This is a genomic window from Kribbella sp. NPDC058693 (assembly GCF_042715335.1).
Taxonomy (GTDB): Bacteria; Actinomycetota; Actinomycetes; order Propionibacteriales; family Kribbellaceae; genus Kribbella; species Kribbella jiaozuonensis.
In genome coordinates this window covers 359,263-374,962 of record NZ_JBHXSQ010000003.1, presented here as the reverse complement: position 1 = coordinate 374,962, position 15,700 = coordinate 359,263, and the positions used below count along the sequence as shown (strand labels likewise).

The window sequence follows — 15,700 nt, the reverse complement described above, 5'->3', positions numbered from 1 at the left end:
GAACGCTAGCCCGCTGCTCCGACCCCGGCTACCGCATTACGCACCCCGCGCGGCGATGCGCCGAGCTCCCGGCGACAGGTCTTGTTGAACGCCTGCAGGTCGGGGACTCCGACCGAGGCGGCCACCGCGGGGATGGACAGCGTGGACGAGACCAGGAGGTGGCGAGCTCGGTTCATCCGGCGGGTGCGAATGTAGGCGATCACCGTCTGACCGGTCTCGTGCTGGAAGAGGCGGGTGAGGTGGTTGTGCGAGACGCGGGCCAGCCGGGCCAGCGCGGGCACGGTCAGGGGTTGGGCGAGGTTCGCCTCGATGTAGGCGATGGCTGCGGCGACAGCCGGGTGTCCGGTCTCGGTTGTGGCCGGCGTGAGTTCGGCGATGCGCCAGAGAGCGGTCCAGACCTCGGCAGTGGTACGGCCGGAGCCGGACGGGGAGGACTCGATGGCGGACCGCAGCAGCGTGGAGAGCAAAGGCGCGATCGTGGTGGCGTCCTGCACGGCGGGGACGTGTGACGGCGAGCCGGACGCACGCGGCCGGAAGTGTGCGTAGAGGTGTTCCGAACGGCCCAGGTAGTCGAACTGCACCGAGGCACCGGCAGGTGTGATCGAGACATAGCCAGGAGCCACGGTGTAGGCGGTCCCGTCCAGCGTGAGCTCGGCTGTGTAGTTGTACAGGTGCAGCTGCCAGAGGTCCGGCAGGCGGAAGACGTCCCGGCGCTTGCGCACGCCGTGGATCCCCGCACCGACGTTCAGCACCTCGGGCGGAGTTGCCAGCTGCAGCTCGATCATGGTGAGAAATTACCACTAGTGGTGATCACAGCCCACGCGAGACAGCGCTGTCCAAACTTACGCTGGAGGAGTAGTAACCACTATCCACCAGGGAGTCTTGATGCCCCATCCGCATCGCAAGCACCTGCTCACCTCGGTACAGATGGCGCAGTTCGTGGCCACCGGCGCGCTCCGGATGGATGCCGTCGTACCGGACGACATGAACCAGCAGGCGATCGAGGTCCTGAAGAACGGCATCCCGGGGGTTCCGTACGGCACCCCGCTGTCGGAGGCGTTCGCGGACAGCGAGTTCGTCGAGCGACTGGTGCAGTTGCCGGAGGTCGCCGGCGCCATCCACAGCCTGGTCGGTCCCGAGCCGACCGTCGACCACCACGCCGTCCACATCCGCAAGGCGCACGAGGGCGAGGCGCAGAACCTGCACGGTGACGCGATCATCGACGTCCGCACCGACGCGTTCGACGTACAACTCATGTACTACCCGCAGGACGTGACGCTCGAGATGGGCGGCACGCTCAGCGTTCCCGGCAGCCACCTGCGCCGGACCAACGAGTCCGACACCGGCCGCTACCAGAACCTGCTCGGCCAGACCCGTCTGGTCTGCCCGGCCGGCACCGTCCAGTTCCTGCACCACGGCATCTGGCACGGCGGCCGCAAGAACGACAGCGACCTGGACCGCTACATGTTCAAGATCCGGTTCAACCCGACCGTCCGGCAGGTCCGGCTCTGGAACACCGACGACCTGTACGACGACGCCGTCGCGGCCGAGCTCGAGCAGAACTTCCCGTGGTACGAGAACGCGACCGGGCGGCTGGAGCGGTACAACCGCATCATGCTGTGGCGCGCGATCAGCGGAGACGACACGTACGACCCGAACTACTGGGTCACCCGGGTCTCGAACCGGCCGCAGCGTGTCGTGACCGACCGCGCCAACAACCCGCACGCCAAGGTCAAGAGGGAGATGGTATGACCGCCACAGCAGAGACCCCGGTCCAGACTGGTCTGCGCCAGCAGGTGCTGGTCCTCTACCTGGCCTCCTCCGCGCTCGACGCGCGCGTGGTCGGCTGGTCGACGTACGACGGCACGGGCGAGACGCACCCCACCACGGGTGACAGCGACGAGCCGCCGTACACGACCGGACTGGACGCGCTCAAGGACGGCTGGCGGCTGTTCCAGGCGTCGCAGCTGAACCCGCCGTACCCGGGTCACGAGTACGACGTGTCGTTCCTCAAGCACGAGTTCTTCTTCGAGAAGCTCGTCTAGGTCTAGGTCTAGACGGGCAGGATGCACACCGGCTTCGGCCAGCTGACCGGCTCACCCGCAGCGGTCAGCTTGCCGTCGTCGATGCCGAACGTCGCGATCTGGTCCGAGCGCTCGTTCGCGGCGTACAGCGTCTGTCCGTCGTTGCTGAAGGCAAGGTGTCGCGGCCAGTCGCCGCCGGAGCCGATGGTCTGTACCAGCTCGACGGACAGACCATCGGCCGCCGTCGCGAACACTGCGATCGTGTTGTCGCCGCGGTTCGAGCCGTAGAGGAACCGGCCGTCGGCGGAGATCAGCAGCTCGGCCGGGTAGTTCTCCCCCGGCGAGTCGGCCGGCCGGGTCGAGACGGTCTGCACGGTCTGCAGCTTCCCGTCGGCGTAGCTGCAGACGGTCAGCGTCGAGTCGAGCTCGTTGATCACGTACGCCGCGCCTACCGTCGGGTGGAACACCATGTGCCGCGGCCCGGCGCCGGGGTGGATGTGCAGCCGGTCGACCTCCTCCAACTGCCCGTCCTCGGTCAGTGTGGACGTGTAGACCGTGTCGGACCCGAGATCGATGTCGAACACGTACGCACCGGCCGGGTCGAACGCGATCTGGTGTGCGTGCGGCCCTTCCTGGCGGTCGGCGTTCGGTCCGGTGCCGGAGCGCTGGATGAAGTACGCCGTCTCGCCGAGCGAGCCGTCCTCGTTGATCGGGTGTACGGCGACCGAGCCCGACGTGTAGTTGGCCGACAGCACGAACCGGCCGGACGGGTCGATGTCCACGTGACACGGGTGTACGCCGCCGGTCGGCTGCTGGTTGAGCAGCTCGAGCCCGCCGTCCGGCTGGACGGCGAACGCCGCGATCCGGCCGTTGTCCTCCTCGTCGGTCGAGTAGAGGAACCGCCCGTCCGCGGACCTGACCAGGAACGACGGATCGGCGATGGTCGCCACCGTCGCGATCCCGTCCAGCGGGCCGAACGCGATCCCGTCCCCACCGCCGGCCTGAGTGGTGTAGCTCCCGACATAGATCCGCTCAGAAGTCATGAGCCCTACCCTGCCAGGTCATCGGGCGATCAGCATCCCCTGTCCAGACCGTAGAGAGCTGAACCCCAGCCGAGGTCGGGAACCAGCACCTGCCATCCCAACCGTCGGTACAGCCGCGGTGCCGGACGGTCATCGGAGTACGTCGTCAGCAACGCCTTCTCATGCGGCAGACCCGACATCAATGCCGTCATCAGCGCGGTGCCGAGACCGTTGCGCTGGGCATCGGGGTGGACGGCGAGCTCAACCACCTCGAAGTGCCCGCCGATCCACTCGTCGGCCAGCTCAGCAGACACAGCTTCGGCGATCCGGTCCGGCCACCACTGCCCGCGCCGCCCGGTGAACCCGTAGGCGAATCCCACCACGCGATCGTCCACCCGCGCGGCGACCAGTCTGAAGTCCTCGCGGTCCGCGTGGGTCGGGAGCTGCTCGGTCACGAACCGGTCGGCGTCCGCGGGCTCCTCGCCGTACGCTCCGAAGGCCGCGACGAAGATCTCACCGAGCTCCGGGCCGATGGCAAGCGCTGCATCTCGGTCGAGGGTGTCGATCACCTCGCCTAGCCTAAGGCGCATGGATACCACGGCGTTCCTGCAGCGGATCGGGGTCGGCGAGTACGACGGGCCGCCGCGGCTGGAGGCGTTGACTCGACTGCACGAGGCGTTCGTCGACCAGGTGCCGTACGAGTCGATCCAGTACCAGCTGACGCCGGGCGGCCCGCTGGAGCCGGAAGACGTGGCGAAGCGGATGATCGCGCGGGAGGCCGGCGGGTACTGCTTCCAGATGAACGGGTCGTTCGCGCTGCTGCTTACCGAGCTCGGTTATCGCGTGCAGATGCACCGCGGCGGCGTACAGACGGCCAACCGCCCGGGCGGCGTCGACGCCAGCCACATGGTTCTCACCGTCACCGGGCTGCTCGAGGATCCGGACCGCGTCTGGCTGGTCGACGTGGGCCTCGGCGACGGCCTACGCCACCCGATGCCACTCGAGGCCGGCGAGGTTCACCAGCACCCGTTCACCTTGCGCCTACGCCCATCGGACCTGACGAACGGCTGGCGCCTCGACCACGATCCCCGCGCGAACCTCATCGGCATGGACTTCGAGTCGGCACCCGTCAGCCTCGACGCGTTCACCGCCCAGCACGCCCGTCTGTCGACGGATCCCACGTCCCCGTTCGTCCGCCTCGCCTCGGCGTTCCGCCGTACGCCGAAGTCCGTCGTCGTACTCCGCTCCATCGGCCTCTCCGAAACCTCCGCCGACCGAGTAGACAACACCCTCCTCGAAACGCCGGCCGACTACTTCACCGCCCTCGCCGACGTCTTCCACCTCCCCCTCCCCCACTACACACAATCCGACCGCGCCCAACTCTGGCGCCGAGTGTGGTCCCAGTACGAAGACTTCCTCGCACGGACTACTCCGTCGTGACGGACAACACCGCATCCTCACCGTCGTAGGCCTTCAGGTTCGCGTCGTACATCACGCCGCCGGGCTCGTCCGACCAGCCTGCTCCGCCCGAGCCGTCAAGGTGGAAGTCGTAGCAGTCGAGCGGGTTGTCCTGCCTGCACGACAGCATGTGCACAGCACCGTTCGTGACGGTGAAGTCGAAGGGCAGGTTGCCGATGGTGATCTTCGCGGACCGGTGCAGCAGGACCTCGCAGTGGCCGTCGCGGCAGGCCTCGTAGTTCGTACCGTCGGCCGGTTGATAGATCGGCAGCTTGGTGGGCGGCGGGGTCGTGCGCCGGGGCGACGCGGTCGCGATCGCGATCGGCGTACGGAATCGCGTGGGTGTTGGAGTGCCGATCGTGCGGATCGCCACGACAGCTGTGTCACCTTCGTGGAACGTCACCTCGAGAGCGGGCTCGGCACCTGTGAAGCCGCCCAGAGGGGCGGGACCGCCGATACCTGACACGTGCAGGAAGCCGCCGCCACCGCGTTCGTCGAAGGAGCCTTCGGCGACGGTGAAGGTGAACAGCACGCCGTAGACGGCGATCACGGCGGAGCCGCGGATCAGCACCTCGCAGTTGCCGTCGGCACAGGCCTTGTAGTTCTGCCCGTCCTTCGCCGCAGGAGCAATCGCCGGGGTCGAGGTCCGCGCCACCGGCGTCGCCGGAACGGACTCGACCTGCACTGGTGTCGGACGGCTCACGGACGTGTTCGAACTTCCGCATCCCGCCAGGGCCCCCAGCGCCAACAGAACTACCAGAAGTCGCGCGCTCACCCGCCGAAGGTTAGCTGGTCAGGTGGCCAGGGCGAACAGGATGCTGGGGAGGACTGAGACTACGGCGGTGAGGGCGGCGAAGAGGGAGATCATGGCGACGGCGGGGGTTTCGATGTCTACCGAGAACGGGTCGTCGGCGGGGAGGCGGAAGAGTTCGGCGATCCAGCGGAGGTAGACGGCCAGGCCGATCATCACGTTGAGGGCCATCACGATCGCCAGCCAGCCGAGGTGCGCGTCGATGACAGCCTGGAAGGCGGCGAACTTCGTGAACAGGCCCGCGAGACCCGGCGGCAGACCGGCCAGGACGACCAGGAAGAAGATCAGCGCCGCGGCGAGACCGGGCTCGGAGCGGACCATGCCGCGGTAGTCGGTCAGCAGCCCGCCGGGGCGGTGACGCTGTACGACGGCGACCGCCCCGAAGGCGCCGAGCGTGACCACGACGTACGCCGCCAAGTACCCGACGACCGCCTGCGCATCGCCGACCGCCAACGGCGCGAGCAGGAAGCCGACCTGGCCGATCGACGACCACGCGAGCAGCCGGACCGCCTCGACCTGACGCAGCGCGGCGAGGTTGCCGACCGTCATCGTCAGCGCCGCGAGGATCGCGATCACCGTCCGCAGATGCGAGCCGTCCGGCGCGATCCCGGCCGTCACCAGCACGAGCAGCCCGGCGACGCCGGCCGACTTCGAGACGACGGCGAGGAACGTGGTGACCTCGATCGGCGCCCCGACGTACGTGTCCGGCAACCAGGCGTGGAACGGCACCGCCGCGATCTTGAACGCGAACCCGACGATCACGAACAGCCCGGCCGCGAACGCCACCCGCCCGAGGTCAGGGTCGAGACCGGTCAGCCGGTTCGCGATCGTGGTCAGGTACAGCGAGCCGGTCACGCCGTACAGATAAGACACTCCGAAGAGCATCACTGCAGTCGACAGCACCGACACCAGGAACGCCTTCATCGCGCCCTCGGAGCCGCGCCGGTCCCGCCGCAGTCCGACCATCGCGAAGCTCGGCAGCGACACCACCTCGAGCGCGATCACCAGCGTCGCGAGATCCCGCGCGCCGGCCAGCACCGTCGCGCCGGTCAGCGCGCTCAGCAGCAGGAAGTGGTACTCCCCGATCGGAACATCCGAGGCCAACAGTCGGTACGTCGACAAGCCCACCACACCGAGCCCGCCGACCAGCAGCACCGCCCACAACCCAGCCGTCAACGGCTCGAACACGAAGCTGCACTCCGCCGGCCCCTCGACCGCCGGCCGACAGAACGCTGGCTTGAACCCGCCCCGCTGCGCCCACACGAACACGAGCCCGAAGAGCAGCACCGCACTCGTCAGCAGCGTGACGACGGTATGCCGCAGCTCAGCCGACGCACTCTTCCAGAAGCTGTCGATCAGCAGCACCGCAACCGCACCGATCGCCAGCACCAGCGGTACGGCGATCGCCTGCCAATCGGTCCAGGTCAGCGTCATAGGAACGTCCACTGGTTGAGCAGCGTGAAGGGCCACAGACCGAGGAACACCGTGAGCACGACCAACGGCGCGAACGTCACGAGGTCGATCCGGCTCAGGTCGACGGCGAAGGCGGCCGGCGGATTCTCGGCGGGATCACCCTGGCACAGCTCGCGGATCAGCCGGAGGAAGTACGCGGCGGTCAGTACGGCGCCCAGCCCGGCGATCACCATCAGCACGATGAAAGTAGCCCGCGGCAACCAATCGGCCGGGTGATACGCACCGAGCAGGACCAGCATCTCGCCCCAGAACCCAGCCAGCCCGGGCAACCCGAGCGACGCGAGGCAGGCGTAGGTGAGCAGCCCGCTGATCCGCGGCAAGCGCGCGTACAGCGCCCGGCCGATCGCGCGCAGGTCGCTGGTGTCGTGCCGGTCCTTGATCGCCCCGGCCAGGAAGAACAGCAGGCCGGTGATGATGCCGTGGGCAAGGTTCGCGTACAGCGCGCCGTTCAGACCCTCGGGCGACATCGTCGCGATGCCGAGCCCGATGAAGCCCATGTGCCCGACGCTCGAGTACGCGATCAGCCGCTTCACATCGGTCTGCGCCAGGCAGGCCAACGATCCGGCGATGATCGCGACAACCGAGAACCCGGCCAGGTACGGCGCGATGGTGGCCGTCGCGTCAGGCAGGACCGGCAGCAGGATCCGGATCATCCCGTAACTGCCCAGCTTCAGCAGTACGCCGGCCAGCAGCACCGAGCCGACCGTCGGCGCCTTGGCATGGGCGTCGGGCAACCAGATGTGCAGCGGCCAGAGCGGCATCTTCACCGCGAGCCCGACGGCGATCAGGATCGCGGCAGCCAGCGGAACACCGTGCCCGCCCTTGACCGGATGCTGCCCGAGGAACACCAGGTCGAACGTCCCGGCGTGCCTGTGGATGAGCAGGAAGCCCAACAGCATCAGCGCCGAGCCGAACACCGTCATCAGGATGAAGGTGGTCGCGGCACGTCGACGCCCGGCGCGGTCGTGGTCGTCGCCCCAGATGTCGATCACTAGCCACATCGGGATCAGCACGATCTCGAAGAAGACGAAGAACAGCACGAGGTCGGAGGCCGAGAAGGTGCCGATCACGCCGGTCTCGATCACGAGCAGGAGTGCGATCAGCGAGCGGGTGCGGCCGATGCGTGGGGTGATCTTGAGCGAGTAGACGCAGCAGAGGAAGACGAGCAGCGTGGTCAGCGCGATCAGCGGGATCGAGATGGTGTCGACAGCGAGGTGGAATCGCACATCGAGCGACGGGATCCACGGGACGTTGATGTCGACATACGGCAGGAGTTTGCCGGGCAAGGTCCGCGGCTGCGGTCCGGCGCTGAGCCCCAGCGTGTAAGTGCACGGGCAGTGCGGCCGCCGCATGTCCCACCACAGGACGATCGACGCGACCAGCAGAACCCCGGACACGATCGTCCCGACGAGCGCCGCGATCCGATCGGCAGTCACCACGGGCAGCGCCCACAGCACCACAGCGGTCAGCGTCGGCACCGCGATGAGGGCGATCAGCAACGATTCGCTCACGAGCCGATCACCCCCGCCAGGATCGCGAGCGCGACCGCACCGATCACGGCCGCGGTCAGGTACGTCTGCACGTTCCCCGTCTGCAGCTTCCGGAACCCCTGCGAAGCCAGCACGCCGGCGCGTCCGGTCGCCCGTACATATCCGCCGATCACATCCCGATCGTTGCCGACCGCGAGCTTCGCCAGCCACTCCACCGGTACGACGAACAGCCGCTGGTACGCCGGATCCACGCCGTACTCGCGCTCCAGCACGACCGGTCGCGGATCAGCGCCCCGATGCCAGAGCGAGTACGCCGCGAGGCCGCCGAGCAATGCGAGCACGGTCGTGATGGCGGCGATCGCCCAGTTGAGGTCCACGCCGTCGGTGTAGCCAAGCCCGATCGCCCCGACGGCCAGCAGCACCATCGGCGCGAGCATCACCCAGGAACCGTCGCGCAACTTGTTCGCGTCCGGCTCGTCGAGATCCGCCATCGGGTCATCGCCTTCGAACGCGCCGACCGCGCCCGCGAGGGCCGGAGTACGGAAGAACACCCACAACCACAGGCGGACGCAGTAGAACGCGGTCATCGCCGCGGTCAGGCAGACCGACACGAGCACGATCCAGCCCACCGTCGAACCGTCCCGGGCCTGCTCCCAGGCGGCTTCGACCACCGAGTCCTTCGAGAAGAAGCCTGCGAACCCAGGTACGCCGGCCAGCGCGGCGAGCCCGATCGTCATCGTCACGAACGTCACCCGCAACTGCTTCCGCGAAGCGCCACGCCGGGTGTAACGGCGCAGTACGACGAACGCCGCGCTGCCGACCTGATGCAGGAGCACGCCGGCGCAGAGGAAGAGCAGACCCTTGAACGCCGCGTGCGTCAGCAGGTGGAAGAGCGCCGCGCGGCGACCGTCGTGCGTACCTAGTGACAGCCCGGCGAACATGATCGCCAACTGGCTTACGGTCGACCAGGCGAGCACCCGCTTCACTTCCACCGCCGCCATCGCGCAGGACGCCGCGAACAGCATCGTCACGCAGGCAACGACGGCCAGCACGGTCAGCGTGGTCTGGGCCTCGACGAACACGTTGTACAGGCGGGCGATCAGGAAGACACCGGCGGCAACCATCGTCGCCGCGTGGATCAGAGCACTGACCGGGCTCGGGCCGGGCATCGCGTCGGGGAGCCAGGTCTGCAGCGGGACCTGCGCGGACTTGCCGATGACGCCGACCAGCAGCAGGATCGTGCCGATCGTCAACGTGTGCGGCTCGATCGGGCTGGTGCCGAGCTCGGAGATCCGGAAGCTGTGGTACCCGACGCCCAGCACGAAGATCCCGAACAGGAACCCGACGTCGCCGAGCCGGGTCATCAGGAACGCCTTCATCGCACCGGCCCGCGCGTCGCGCCGCTCCCAGTAGTGCCCGATCAGCAGGTACGAGCAGGCGCCCATCACCTCCCAGCCGATCAGCAGGAGGAACAGGTTGTCCGAGATCACCACCGTCACCATCGCCGCGGTGAACAGCGTGACAAGAGCCGTGTACGACGCGATGCGCTCGCGGACGTACCCGATCGAATAGATCTGGACGCAGGCGGACACGACCCCGACGACGGCGAGCATCAGGACGGTGAGGCCGTCGGTGCGGAACTCGTACGAGAACCAGAAGTCCTCGCCGATCATGGCTCCGCCGGCCATGGTCTGCTGCGGGTCGACGCCGTACAGGAGAGCTGCGGCCAGCACGACGAGGAGCGAGAAGCCGACGCCGACCACCCGCCAGGCGGTCGCGATCACGTGGCCCGCTCCTCTTCCACCACTTGTTCTGCCAGGTCACGGGCGGCATCTGCGTCGACGTGGCCCTGGCCGCGGAACAGCAGCAGCACGATCGCCAGCCCCAGACCGATCTCGGCCGCGGCCAGCGTGATCACGAAGACCGCCAGGGTCTGACCGGTGGCCTCGTTGATCCGCCACGCGTCGAACGCGACCAGGTTGAGGTTGACCGCGTTCAGCATCAGCTCGAACGACATCAGCAGGGTGATCAGGTTGCGGCGCGCGAGAACGCCGTACACCCCGATGCAGAACAGCGCGACGGCCAGCAGCAGCGGGAGGATCAACGGCACGTCAGTCCTCCTTCTTCCGCTGGGACAGGGCGATCGCGCCGATCAGCGCGGCCAGCAGGAGAACCGAGAGAACTTCGAACGGCAGCACCCAGGTCTTGAAGACCTGGGTACCCACGGCCTGTGCGGATCCGTCCGCGACCGGCTTGATCTTCTCGTTGCCAAAGGCAAGAACCACGCCGGTGCCGAGGAGTACCGCGAGCACACCGGCGACAACGGCGGCGAACGGGCTGCGGCCGGTGGTCAGGCTGGGCAGCGGGTTGGTCGGCGCTTTGGTCAGCATGAGGGCGAACAGCACGAGTACGACGATCGCGCCGACGTACACCAGGATCTGCACCAGCGCGACGAACTCGGCATGCAGTACGCCGAAGCAGCCGGCGATCGCGCCGAGGGCGACGACCAGCCAGAGCGCAGCGTGCACGATCCGCTGGGACGTCACGACCAGGACGGAGGCGATGAGGGCCACCGCGCCCGCAACGCTGAAGAGGAATGTCGTCACGCCTCGTCCTCGGTCGCCGGGCCGGGGTCGATGGGTTGTGGTGCGGGGACGGTCCACATCCAGTCGCGGAGGCGGTCCTTCTCGTGGGTCAGGTTGCGCAGGTCGGTCTCGGCGTACTCGAACTCCGGCGACCAGAACAACGCGTCGAACGGGCAGGCCTCGATGCAGATCCCGCAGTACATGCAGAGGCTGAAGTCGATCGCGAACCGGTCCAGCACGTTCCGGCTGCGCTCGCGCGCCTGCTCACCGACCGACGGCGCGGTCTCGGTGTGCGAGTCGATGTAGATGCACCAGCTCGGGCACTCGCGGGCGCACAGCATGCAGGAGGTGCAGTTCTCCTCCATCAACGCGATCACACCGCGGCTGCGCGGCGGTAGCTCCGGCAGCACATCCGGATATTGCTCGGTGACGGACCGACGGGCCAGCGTCTTCGCGGTGACCTTCAGCCCTTCGACGAGCCCCTTACCAGGTACCCCCACGCTCCACCTCCCGTCTCCTTAGCAGGACATTAGCTGATCTGCCGCCTTTACAGCTCGCGTTCGAGGCGGGCGGCCACCTGGCGGTAGCGGCTGACAGGTATCAGGTGAACGCCGTCGAAGGCGCCTGAGTCACGGATCTTGAGGATTTGCTCGCAGGCGTGGTCGACGCCGGCGTCGCGGTCCCGCTCCACTGCCTCGATCAGTTCGTCCGGGATGGTGAGCTGGGGAAGCGCGGCCAGGTTGTGGGCCATCTTCGCGGAGGCGAGCACCATCACGCCGGCGTACACCGGGATGTCGAGCTCGACCGACTCGCGCCAGCGGAGCAGTTCGTCGAGGTCGTAGCTGACCTGCACGTACAGGAAGTCAGCCTCGGCCTTCCAGCTCGGCACCTTCGCCAGGCGGGTCGCCGCGCCGACCTGGAACGGGTTGCAGCCCGGGTACGACGTCTCGCGCGCCTGCTCGATCATCCGGCGTACCGTCAGCTGGCTGGTGCGCGAACCTTCTTTTGGCTCGTCACCGTGGACAAAGAGGAACTGCTCCACGCCGTACGCCGCCGCTGTCAGCAGGTCCCGCCGGAAGCCGAGCAAATTCCGGTCGCGGGAGTTGAGGCAGGCGATGCCCCGAGCCCCCATCAACTGCACCTCGTTGGCTACGGCGACGCTGGACACAGTCGCCCGCCCGATGTGGTTGTCCGGGATCAAGAACCCGTCCGCAATCGGACTCATCACCCCAATCTGATGCCGAACCCGCTTCAGATCAGGCCGAGTAGGCGGCTCCACCTCACAAACCAACTCAAATCCCCGCACGCCAGGACCCTACAGAACGCCGAAGGTGCGCGGAGCTACAGCAGGCGTGTGCGGAGGAAATTCCGTTCGGCTTCGTTGGGGGTCAAGGCGAGGGCGCGTTTGTACGCCGCCTGGGCCTCGGAGGTGCGGGCGAGTTGGGTGAGGAGGTCGGCGCGGATGGCGTGGAAGAGGTAGTACGTGTTGAGGGAGAGGGCGTCTACCAGGGTTAGTGCGGCGGCTGGGCCTTCGACCTCGGATACGGCTACTGCGCGGTTGAGGGCGATCACGGGGGACGGCTCCACGGTCAGCAGGTGGTCGTAGAGGTGGATTATCTGGCGCCAGTCGGTGGAGGCGGTTGTGGGGGCGTCGGCGTGGACGGCGTTGATGGCTGCTTGGAGTTGGTAGGGGCCGGGGTGGTTGCGGCGGAGGCATTGGCGGACCAGGGTCTGGCCCTCGGTGATCAGCTCGCGGTCCCACAGGGCCCGGTTCTGGTCGGGTAGGCGGATCAGGGCGCCGTCTGCACCGACCCGCGCGGGGCGGCGGGAGTGTTGGAGGAGCATCAGGGCGAGTAGCCCGACGGCCTCGGGTTCGTCGGGCATGAGTTCGACGAGGAGGCGACCGAGGCGGATCGCCTCGAGTGCGAGCTCGTCGCGGACGAGCGACTCGCCGGACGACGCGGCGTACCCCTCGTTGAAGATCAGATAGACGACGGCGAGTACGCCGCGAACCCGCTCGGGGAGATCGGCTTCGTACGGGACGCGGTACGGGATCCCCGCCGCGCGGATCTTCGCCTTCGCGCGGACCAGGCGTTGCGCCATCGTCGGCTCAGGAACCAGGAACGCGTGGGCGATCTCGGTCGTGGTCAGGCCGCCGAGCATGCGGAGCGTGAGCGCTACGCGGACGTTGAGCGCCAGCGCCGGGTGGCAGCAGGTGAAGATCAGCCGGAGCCGGTCGTCGTACACAGCGCCCACCTCCTCCGGCTCACCCTCGGCATGCAGCAACGCCGCCTCGGCCTGCTTGTCCGCCCGCGCCGACTCACGGCGCAGCCGATCGATCGCCCGGTTCCGCGCAGTCGTGATGATCCACCCCGCAGGACTCGGCGGTACGCCATTCTCCGGCCACTTCTCCACCGCCGTCGCAAACGCGTCCTGCACGGCGTCCTCGGCAATCTCCAGATCCCCGAACACCCGCGCCAACACAGCAACCGCCCGGCCGTGCTCAGCGCGGAAGATTGCCGCAAGGTCAGGCGTCACGACTGAAACGGTCTGACTTCTACGGACAGATTGCGCAACACCTTGGCGAGGCGACGAGCCCAGTGCAGAGCGGCGTCGAGGTCTTCGACCTGGATGACCGTGAAGCCGCCCAGATGCTCCTTGCCCTCGGTGAACGGCCCGTCCGTGATCAGCACCTCGTCACCCTGGGCCTTCAGCACGGTCGCGGTCTCCGGCGGGTGCAGCCCCGCGGCGAACACCCAGACCCCGGCCGACTGCATCTCCTCGTTCAGCGCCTGGAGGTCACGCAGGATCGGATCCAGCACCTCAGGCTCGGGGATCACGCCGTCGGGCTGGTAGATGCTGAGCAGGTACTGGTTCATCACAACCTCCTAGTCACTCTGTACCACCTACACGAACCCCATCACCCCAGATCGACAGGCAGCACCACAGTGATTTCCAGACCACCGCCGAGGCGCGGTACGGCGGTGACGGTGCCCGCGTGCGCCTCCGCTACCGAGCGGACGATGGACAACCCCAGGCCGGCACCTCGACCGCTGACCAGCCGTTCGGCGCCCAGGCGGTAGAACGGCTTGAAGAGGCTCTCGACCTCGTACGGCGGGATCTCCGGCCCGGTGTTCGTCACGACAACCTGCACCTCGTCCCCGACCGTCTTGCTGATCACGCGAACCCAGCCGTCGGGCGTGTTGTGGCGGATGCCGTTCTCGACGAGGTTGTGGACCAGCCGCTCGAGCAGAAGCGCGTCCCCGCGGGTCGGTGCCTCTCCCGGCCCGCGCTCAACCTCCACCCCAGCCGCCGAGGCCTCACCCGCCAACTGACTACAGACGTGGGTCACAACGTCAGCGAGGTTCACCGGATACACGGTCGTAAGCTGCTTCTCCGAGTCCGCCAGGATCAGCAGCCCCTCAATCAGCTGCTCATGCCGGGCGTTGATCGTGAGCAGGCTCTCGCCCAGTTCCTTCACATCGGCAGACGCAGTACGCCGATGCATCGCGACCTCGACCAGCGCCCGGCCCAGCGTCAACGGCGTACGCAACTCGTGCGACGCGTTGGCGACGAACCGCCGCTGACCGTCGAACGAATGGTCCAGCCGCTCGACCATCGTGTCGAACGCATCAGCCAGGTTCTTCACCTCGTCATCGGGCCCCTGCAGCGCGATCCGCTCATGCAGAGCCGCAGGTGAAGCCGAGATCCGCCGTGCCGTGTCGGTGACCCGATGCAGCGGCGCCAGCACCCGCCCGGCCACCAGCCACCCGAACCCAGCCGCCAACCCACCGACAACGACCAGCGCAACGCTCCCCTGGATCAGCAACGACTTGATCGCCGCCTGCCGCACCTGCTCACGCTGCTCGTTCATCACACGCTCGGCGTCTGAGCCCGTCAGCAGCGCACCGTCCTTGTTCAGCACATAGGCCTGGTCAGGAGGCGGCGGCTTGCTAGCAGTCCCAGTCGGACTCAGATAAGTCCCCTTCACGATCACCTGGTATTTCTGCCCGAGGTTCGCCGTGAACAGCGCATACGTCACCCCCAGCAGCACCACTCCGGCGACCATGAACAGACCGCCGTACAGCAAGGTCAGCCGGCCCCGCAGCGTCAGCCGCCTCATGGGATGCGGTACCCGACGCCGGTGACGGTCTCGACCAGCCCCGGCTCGCCCAGCTTGCGGCGCAGCTTGAGGATCGTCAGCCGCACCGCCCCGGTGAACGGGTCCACGTGCTCGTCCCATGCTTTCTCCAGCAGTTGTTCGGCCGACACGGTCGCGCCGTCGGCCCGCAGCAGCTCCGCGAGTACGGCGAACTCCTTCTTCGACACCGGCACGTACCGGCCGTCGCGGAACACCTCGTGCCGCGCCGGATCCAGCGTCACCCCGGCACGTCGCAGTACGGGCGGATCCGCCGGACGACTCCGCCGACCCAGCGCGAGCACCCGAGCAGCCAGCTCAGCGAACGCGAACGGCTTGGTCAGGTAGTCGTCCGCACCGAGCCCCAGCCCTTCGACCCGGTCAGTGACCGCAGCGGCGGCCGTCAGCATCAGCACCCGGGTGTCCGACCCGGACTGCACCAGCTGCCGGCACACCTCGTCGCCGTGCACGACCGGGATGTCGCGATCGAGCACGAGTACGTCGTACGCGTTCACCGACAGCCGTTCGAGCGCAGCGCCGCCGTCACCGGCCACGTCGACCGCGTGTGACTCGTCACGCAGCCACTCCGCGATCGCTGCCGCCAGCAACGGTTCGTCCTCAACCACCAGAACGCGCACGCACCCATGATCCCCGACGCCTGTGTTTCCCCCGCGTTAGCGGACTCGGAAACCGCGGGGA

The 15,700-nt window shown here is 67.8% G+C and carries 17 protein-coding genes and 1 pseudogene; 3 read left to right on the top strand and 15 right to left on the bottom strand.

The genetic code is table 11. The features are described 5' to 3' along the window. Positions 1-5 precede the first annotated feature (5 nt). On the bottom strand, positions 6-785 hold the full coding sequence (locus ACFWUU_RS19630) for a helix-turn-helix domain-containing protein (protein ID WP_380177189.1): 780 nt from the start codon (positions 783-785) through the stop codon (positions 6-8). A 100-nt stretch (positions 786-885) separates the two neighbouring features. On the opposite strand from ACFWUU_RS19630, the gene ACFWUU_RS19625 reads away from it, so the two are divergent. Continuing rightward, positions 886-1,752: a phytanoyl-CoA dioxygenase family protein gene (locus ACFWUU_RS19625; protein WP_380177188.1), complete on the top strand. Its 867-nt coding sequence runs from the start codon at positions 886-888 to the stop codon at positions 1,750-1,752. Beyond that, positions 1,749-2,045, top strand: coding sequence for a hypothetical protein (locus tag ACFWUU_RS19620; protein WP_202877811.1), 297 nt, complete (start codon positions 1,749-1,751; stop codon positions 2,043-2,045). Before ACFWUU_RS19625 ends, ACFWUU_RS19620 begins: the two co-directional genes overlap by 4 nt. Positions 2,046-2,053: 8 nt before the next feature. Here ACFWUU_RS19620 and ACFWUU_RS19615 read toward each other — a convergent pair whose 3' ends face one another. Together ACFWUU_RS19615 and ACFWUU_RS19610 are read right to left on the bottom strand one after the other, a co-directional pair. After that, entirely contained in the window at positions 2,054-3,067 is a 1,014-nt protein-coding gene (locus ACFWUU_RS19615) for a lactonase family protein (RefSeq protein ID WP_380177187.1), read from the bottom strand. 29 nt (positions 3,068-3,096) lie between these two features. Then, the gene (locus tag ACFWUU_RS19610) at positions 3,097-3,615 is read right to left on the bottom strand and encodes a GNAT family N-acetyltransferase (protein ID WP_380177186.1); all 519 of its coding nucleotides are present in this window, start codon (positions 3,613-3,615) and stop codon (positions 3,097-3,099) included. 19 nt (positions 3,616-3,634) lie between these two features. Between ACFWUU_RS19610 and ACFWUU_RS19605 the strand changes: the two genes are divergently transcribed. Next, positions 3,635-4,486, top strand: a complete 852-nt coding sequence (locus tag ACFWUU_RS19605; RefSeq protein ID WP_380177185.1) for an arylamine N-acetyltransferase — start codon at positions 3,635-3,637, stop codon at positions 4,484-4,486. Here the strand turns inward: ACFWUU_RS19605 and ACFWUU_RS19600 are convergent. From ACFWUU_RS19600 to ACFWUU_RS19545, 12 genes and pseudogenes are all read right to left on the bottom strand, one after another. Beyond that, a complete protein-coding gene (locus ACFWUU_RS19600) occupies positions 4,473-5,207 on the bottom strand; it encodes a hypothetical protein (protein WP_380177184.1) in 735 nt (244 codons plus the stop codon). The two genes, ACFWUU_RS19605 and ACFWUU_RS19600, sit on opposite strands and share 14 nt — an antisense overlap. Positions 5,208-5,297: 90 nt before the next feature. Beyond that, positions 5,298-6,749 (bottom strand): NADH-quinone oxidoreductase subunit N, encoded by a 1,452-nt coding sequence (locus ACFWUU_RS19595; protein ID WP_137256664.1) that lies wholly within the window; start codon positions 6,747-6,749, stop codon positions 5,298-5,300. Further along, the gene (locus ACFWUU_RS19590; RefSeq protein WP_380177183.1) at positions 6,746-8,299 is read right to left on the bottom strand and encodes a NuoM family protein; all 1,554 of its coding nucleotides are present in this window, start codon (positions 8,297-8,299) and stop codon (positions 6,746-6,748) included. Before ACFWUU_RS19590 ends, ACFWUU_RS19595 begins: the two co-directional genes overlap by 4 nt. Beyond that, entirely contained in the window at positions 8,296-10,062 is a 1,767-nt protein-coding gene (locus tag ACFWUU_RS19585) for an NADH-quinone oxidoreductase subunit L (protein ID WP_380177182.1), read from the bottom strand. The genes ACFWUU_RS19590 and ACFWUU_RS19585 overlap by 4 nt, the downstream gene beginning before the upstream one ends. Continuing rightward, positions 10,059-10,388 (bottom strand): NADH-quinone oxidoreductase subunit NuoK, encoded by a 330-nt coding sequence (nuoK, locus tag ACFWUU_RS19580; RefSeq protein WP_137256661.1) that lies wholly within the window; start codon positions 10,386-10,388, stop codon positions 10,059-10,061. The genes ACFWUU_RS19585 and nuoK overlap by 4 nt, the downstream gene beginning before the upstream one ends. A 1-nt stretch (position 10,389) precedes the next feature. Next, on the bottom strand, positions 10,390-10,884 hold the full coding sequence (locus ACFWUU_RS19575; RefSeq protein ID WP_380177181.1) for an NADH-quinone oxidoreductase subunit J: 495 nt from the start codon (positions 10,882-10,884) through the stop codon (positions 10,390-10,392). Positions 10,885-11,012: 128 nt separating this feature from the next. Further along, a pseudogene (locus ACFWUU_RS19570) lies at positions 11,013-11,228 on the bottom strand (4Fe-4S binding protein); the annotation flags it as partial. Between the two features lie 182 nt (positions 11,229-11,410). Beyond that, positions 11,411-12,088: a methylenetetrahydrofolate reductase gene (locus ACFWUU_RS19565; protein ID WP_380177180.1), complete on the bottom strand. Its 678-nt coding sequence runs from the start codon at positions 12,086-12,088 to the stop codon at positions 11,411-11,413. A 116-nt stretch (positions 12,089-12,204) separates the two neighbouring features. After that, on the bottom strand, positions 12,205-13,401 hold the full coding sequence (locus ACFWUU_RS19560) for an RNA polymerase sigma factor (RefSeq protein WP_380177179.1): 1,197 nt from the start codon (positions 13,399-13,401) through the stop codon (positions 12,205-12,207). Then, positions 13,398-13,742 carry a YciI family protein gene (locus ACFWUU_RS19555; RefSeq protein ID WP_380177178.1) on the bottom strand — a complete coding sequence of 115 codons (345 nt, stop codon included), beginning with the start codon at positions 13,740-13,742 and terminating at the stop codon, positions 13,398-13,400. Before ACFWUU_RS19555 ends, ACFWUU_RS19560 begins: the two co-directional genes overlap by 4 nt. A gap of 41 nt (positions 13,743-13,783) precedes the next feature. Beyond that, entirely contained in the window at positions 13,784-14,986 is a 1,203-nt protein-coding gene (locus ACFWUU_RS19550; protein WP_380177177.1) for a sensor histidine kinase, read from the bottom strand. Continuing rightward, positions 14,983-15,639 (bottom strand): response regulator transcription factor, encoded by a 657-nt coding sequence (locus ACFWUU_RS19545; RefSeq protein ID WP_137256654.1) that lies wholly within the window; start codon positions 15,637-15,639, stop codon positions 14,983-14,985. Before ACFWUU_RS19545 ends, ACFWUU_RS19550 begins: the two co-directional genes overlap by 4 nt. Between the last annotated feature and the right edge of the window lie 61 nt (positions 15,640-15,700).

What these genes read in the sequence shown, in the direction of transcription:
- ACFWUU_RS19630 (WP_380177189.1), bottom strand. Translation starts at nt 785, where the DNA reads ATGATCGAGCTGCAGCTGGCAACTCCGCCCGAGGTGCTGAACGTCGGT.
- ACFWUU_RS19625 (WP_380177188.1), top strand. Translation starts at nt 886, where the DNA reads ATGCCCCATCCGCATCGCAAGCACCTGCTCACCTCGGTACAGATGGCG.
- ACFWUU_RS19620 (WP_202877811.1), top strand. Translation starts at nt 1,749, where the DNA reads ATGACCGCCACAGCAGAGACCCCGGTCCAGACTGGTCTGCGCCAGCAG.
- ACFWUU_RS19615 (WP_380177187.1), bottom strand. Translation starts at nt 3,067, where the DNA reads ATGACTTCTGAGCGGATCTATGTCGGGAGCTACACCACTCAGGCCGGC.
- ACFWUU_RS19605 (WP_380177185.1), top strand. Translation starts at nt 3,635, where the DNA reads ATGGATACCACGGCGTTCCTGCAGCGGATCGGGGTCGGCGAGTACGAC.
- ACFWUU_RS19595 (WP_137256664.1), bottom strand. Translation starts at nt 6,749, where the DNA reads ATGACGCTGACCTGGACCGATTGGCAGGCGATCGCCGTACCGCTGGTG.
- ACFWUU_RS19565 (WP_380177180.1), bottom strand. Translation starts at nt 12,088, where the DNA reads ATGAGTCCGATTGCGGACGGGTTCTTGATCCCGGACAACCACATCGGG.
- ACFWUU_RS19555 (WP_380177178.1), bottom strand. Translation starts at nt 13,742, where the DNA reads ATGAACCAGTACCTGCTCAGCATCTACCAGCCCGACGGCGTGATCCCC.
- ACFWUU_RS19550 (WP_380177177.1), bottom strand. Translation starts at nt 14,986, where the DNA reads ATGAGGCGGCTGACGCTGCGGGGCCGGCTGACCTTGCTGTACGGCGGT.